This window comes from Actinomycetota bacterium (assembly GCA_036280995.1).
Taxonomy (GTDB): domain Bacteria; phylum Actinomycetota; class CALGFH01; order CALGFH01; family CALGFH01; genus CALGFH01.
Map to the genome: position 1 here is coordinate 1 of DASUPQ010000202.1, position 3,663 is coordinate 3,663.

Here is a 3,663-nt window from a genome sequence, read left to right on the forward strand (position 1 = left end):
CCAGGGCCGCGCCGTCGGGGTCGTGCAGGACGCCGGGGGCGGCCTGGCGGGTCAGGTGGTGGACGGCCAGCAGGCCGGGGTGGCGGCGGGCCAGGGCGTCCAGGCGGCCGGCGTCCCAGCGGCCGACCGGGCCGCAGGCCAGCAGGTGGAAGCGGGGCTCAGCCAGCGCCTGCCCTAGCCAGCAGGGCCGCCCGTCCAGGGTGACGCGGGCGTCGGGGAGCCGGTCCCCGGCCCGTGGGCCCCGGCGCAGGGCCGGGCGGCCCTCCTGGACCGCCGGGCTGCCCCGGTAGCCGATCCCGAGCTGGGCGACGGTCCGGAAGCCGTAGGCCACCCCCCGGTCGAACCGCAGGGCCAGGGGGAGGACCCGGGGGACGAGCCGGGTGCGCAGGGTCCTTACCAGCGGGTTGGCCGAGGTGGCGACGGAGAACGCCCGGTCGGTGAGGCGGACGACGAATCGGCCGACCGGACGCCGCTCGGCATCGTAGGAGTCGAGCAGGCTCTCCTCGGCCAGTCCCCGGGCCACCAGGGCGAGCTTCCAGCCCAGGTTCCAGGCGTCCTGGATGCCGGTGTTCATGCCCTGGGCGCCGGCCGGGCTGTGGACGTGGGCGGCGTCGCCGGCCAGCAGCACCCGCCCCGCCCGGTAGCGGGCGGCGTGGCGGTGCTGGAGGCGGAAGTAGGTCAGCCAGACGGGATCGCGGAACCGCAGCCGGCCGCCGGTGAGGGGATCGGCCAGCGCCTGCAGCTCCTCCAGGGAGGGCCGGTCCGGCCCCCGCCGCCCCTGCAGGCCGGGGTGCATCGCCAGCAGCCGCCAGGTCGTGGGCCGGCCCAGCGGGAAGCAGAACAGGATGCTCTGCTCGCCGAGGAAGCTGTAGGCGCTGTCGGTCTCGAGGTCGCCGTCGATCTCCAGGTCGGCCAGGGCGAACGTCTGGGGGTAGGCGCCGCCCCGGAACGGGATCCCGGCGCCGCGGCGCACGCCGCTGGCGGCGCCGTCGCAGCCGACCAGGTAGCGGGCGTCCACCTGCTCGGTGCGGCCGCCGGGATGCCGCAGGGTGCAGGCGACCCGGTCGGCGCCGGCGCTGAAGCCGGTCAGCTCGACGCTCCGCTCGACCCGCCCGCCGCCAGCGGCCAGCCGGTCGCCGAGGACCGCCTCGGTCTCGGCCTGGGACACGAACAGCAGGAAGGGGTAGGCGGTGTCGGCCAGGCCGAGCCCGAACAGCCGGACCCGCACGGCCCGGCCGCCCGCCTGCAGCCGCAGCCACACCGCGTCGTTGCCCCGCGCCAGCAGCTCCCCGGTCACGTCCAGCCCGCGCAGGACCTCCAGGGTGCGCGGCTGGACGGCCAGGGCCCGCGACTCGTGCACCCGGTCGGCCTGCCGGTCCACGAGCCGGAAGGACGCCCCCAGCGCCTGCAGCTGCCCGGCCAGGGTGAGCCCGGTCGGCCCGGCCCCGACGATCAGGACGTCCAGCCGTTCGCCGCTGATGCCCGCACCGGCCATGGCGGCGATACTACGCTCTGGAGCTGCCATGGACGCTCGGGGACGCGCCTGCCCGCTGGCCTACCGGTACCAGCCAGAGGCGCTCGCCCAGCCACCACCGCTGGAGGCCGGCACCCTGCTCGTCGTCGGCGGTCTCTACGGCAACCTGCCGGCCCTCCAGACCGTGCTCCAGCGGGCCGGACAGGAATCCGGCCGGGCGACGGTCGTGTTCAACGGCGACTTCCACTGGCTGGACGTGGGGCCTGAGGACTTCCAGGCGATCGGCGAGATGGTCCTGGCCCACCACGCGATCAAGGGCAACGTCGAGGCGGAGCTCGCCTCCTCGGAGGACGCCGGCTGCGGCTGCGCCTACCCCGGCTATGTCGGCGACGACGTCGTCGATCGCTCCAACCAGATCATGACCCGGCTCCGGGACACGGCCCGGCAGTTCCCGAGCCTGGTGCACCGCCTCGGCGAGCTGCCCCGGTACCTGACGGCCAGCGTGGCCGGGCACCGCATCGGGATCGTCCACGGGGATCCCGAGTCGCTGGCCGGCTGGCGCCTGGCCCTTGAGGCGATGGAGCCCGGCGACCCGGAGGTCCGGCGCCAGGTCGGCTGGCGTGGCCGGCCGACGACTCCCGCCGACGTGCTGGACTGGTTCCGCCGCGCCGACGTCGACGTCTTCGCCAGCACCCACACCGGGCTCCCCTACGCCCAGGCCTTCGCCGACGGCGGTCGCCGGCGCCTGGTCGTCAACAACGGCGCCGCCGGGCTCGGCAACTTCGCCGGAACCAGCTACGGCGTCATCACCCGGCTCTCGAGCGACCCCCGACCACCCGCCGACAGCCTGTACGGCGCCACCATCGGGGCGCTCCGCTGCGACGCCCTGCCGGTCCCCTTCGACCTCGACGCCTGGAAGGCCCGCTTCCTTGCCCAGTGGCCTCCCGGCAGCCCCGGCCACCGCTCCTACCTCGCCCGCATCACCGGCGGCACCCACCTCCGGCCGCGGCAGGCCGCACGAGCCGGCGTCACGCTCAGGGCCACGGCCTGACCCAGCGACGCGATGGCGCCCGCTCCTTGAAGCCGCCGGTTGTATCAGTCAATATTGATCTAGATGACCGCCACGGCGCCGCCAGCCACGCCAGCTCCTGCCCTCGAGGTCGCTCGGGCGCTGGCTGACCCGTTGCGCTGGCGCATCGTGGAGCTGCTGGCCGGCGAGCAACTGTGCGTCGCCCACCTCACCGAGGAGCTCGGGGTCGGCCAGCCGCTGGTCAGCCACCACCTCAAGACGCTCCGGACCGCCGGGCTGGTCACCTGCGACCGCTACCGCTACTGGACCTACTACCGGCTCCACCCCGACGCCTTACGGCTGCTGGCCGGCCACCTCGACGGCCTGGCCCGCATGGCCCCGGCTGGGGTGGCGTGCCGGCGTGCAATCGACGGCCGGGCCCCGCCAACCCCCGGGAACCGCCCCACCGGATCCCGAGGAGGCGGGCCGGTGCCGCTCCACGACCAGCCCATGGACCCGCGCACCGGCCAGACCTTCGCCCGCTCCATCGAGTCGCTGGCCGAGGAGTTCCGCGGCATCTTCTCCCTCGAGACCATCGAACGCTACGTGAACGAGGCCATCGACCGGCTGTCGGGCGCTCGGGTGGTCGACCTCATCCCCCTGTTCGTGCACCGCTTCTCCCGCGAGCAGCTGCGCGCGCTCGCCCAAGCCGAAGGAGCCATCATCAACGACGTGCCCGAGGTCCTGTTCGTCTGTGTCCACAACGCCGGCCGCAGCCAGATGGCGGCCGCCCTGCTCGACCACCACGCCAAGGGCAGAGTCCATGTCCGCTCGGCCGGCAGCGACCCCGGCGACAAGATCAACCCGGCCGCGGTGGCAGCGATGGACGAGGTCGGGGTCGACCTGTCCCGGGAGTTCCCCAAGCCGCTCACCGACGAGTTCGTCAAGGCGGCCGACGTGGTCGTCACCATGGGCTGCGGCGACGCCTGCCCGATCTACCCGGGCAAGCGCTACGAGGACTGGGAGCTGGACGACCCGGCCGGCCAGCCGGTCGAGGTGGTGCGACGGATCCGCGACGACATCGACGCCCGCGTGCGGCAGCTACTGGCGGAGCTCCTGCCAGCCGGCGCCTGAGCACTCGACCAGGAGCACGCTGGTCGCCATCTCACCCCGGTGAACT

Annotated in this window: 3 protein-coding genes and 1 pseudogene; 3 read left to right on the forward strand and 1 reads right to left on the reverse strand. The window is 74.5% G+C overall.

Annotated elements, in window-relative coordinates; all coding sequences use genetic code 11:
* Positions 1–1,495: FAD-dependent monooxygenase (locus VF468_06405; protein ID HEX5877941.1), on the reverse strand; the 1,495-nt coding region annotated here is incomplete at its 3' end.
* 28 nt (positions 1,496–1,523) lie between these two features.
* Here VF468_06405 and VF468_06410 point away from each other — a divergent pair.
* From VF468_06410 to VF468_06420, 3 genes and pseudogenes are all read left to right on the forward strand, one after another.
* Complete coding sequence (locus VF468_06410; GenBank protein HEX5877942.1) at positions 1,524–2,525, forward strand: metallophosphoesterase; 1,002 nt, start codon at positions 1,524–1,526, stop codon at positions 2,523–2,525.
* A 63-nt stretch (positions 2,526–2,588) separates the two neighbouring features.
* Positions 2,589–2,834, forward strand: a pseudogene (locus tag VF468_06415) (metalloregulator ArsR/SmtB family transcription factor).
* A 159-nt stretch (positions 2,835–2,993) separates the two neighbouring features.
* Positions 2,994–3,617 carry an arsenate reductase ArsC gene (locus tag VF468_06420; protein HEX5877943.1) on the forward strand — a complete coding sequence of 208 codons (624 nt, stop codon included), beginning with the start codon at positions 2,994–2,996 and terminating at the stop codon, positions 3,615–3,617.
* Positions 3,618–3,663: the final 46 nt, after the last annotated feature.

Excerpts from the sequence above, each read along its gene's own strand:
- VF468_06420 (HEX5877943.1), top strand. The coding sequence starts at position 2,994 with ATGGACCCGCGCACCGGCCAGACCTTCGCCCGCTCCATCGAGTCGCTG.
- VF468_06410 (HEX5877942.1), top strand. The coding sequence starts at position 1,524 with ATGGACGCTCGGGGACGCGCCTGCCCGCTGGCCTACCGGTACCAGCCA.